The 660-nt window shown below is 70.6% G+C and carries 1 protein-coding gene; it reads right to left on the bottom strand.

The window, feature by feature from the left end:
• Positions 1 to 660, bottom strand: a 660-nt coding sequence (locus IHV25_RS10225) for an autotransporter outer membrane beta-barrel domain-containing protein (protein ID WP_192535025.1), incomplete at both ends; no start/stop codon positions are given.

Genomic DNA, 660 nt, shown 5'->3' with positions numbered 1-660 from the left:
ACCTCGGCGCCCACACCCACCACAGCCGCATCCCGGTCCGCCGGTGTCCCCCGCACGAGGAAGTCATCCGACCCCGCAAGGAACGCCATCCGGCTGTTGGTGTCGATGTCGCCGTACACATGCTCCCAGCCCAGGTCCAGCTTCAGCACCGCGTTCTCATGCACCCGGGCATCCATCCGCACACCCACCGTGGTGACCCCCGTGTGGCTCGCCTGGCTGTGGCCGCGCAGGCCCGCAACACCGCCGCTCTCCGAGAAGCCTTCGGTGTAGCCCATAGCCCACGAGCCTCCGGCAAAGGGCTCCACCATCAGGGCGTCGGTGGCCTGGATCCGCCAGGCGGCCTCGCCCACAACCTGGAACACGTTGGCCCCGTAGTCCGCCTTCAGGCGCTCGCCCAGGGCGGTGCGCCGGCTGTCGATGCCGTGGCGGGTGTAGAGCCCGCCCAGGGTCGTGCGCAGCGACCCCGTGCCCACGTCCCAGACCTTGCCGCCGTAGGCTCCGCCCGAGAACGAGTGGATGTCGGCCTTGAACAGGCGGTCGGACACCCGGAAATCCCGGTAGCCGTAGCGGAACAGGCCGCCCGCAAACCAGCCGTCCTCGAAGCTGAAGGTCGCCCCGGCCCGGACGCCCACGCCGCTGGCGGTGGAGCGCGCCGCATTG

Source organism: Phaeovibrio sulfidiphilus, assembly GCF_014861485.1.
GTDB classification, from domain to species: Bacteria; Pseudomonadota; Alphaproteobacteria; order Rhodospirillales; family Rhodospirillaceae; genus Phaeovibrio; species Phaeovibrio sulfidiphilus.
This window is presented reverse-complemented; position numbering and strand designations above follow the sequence as displayed.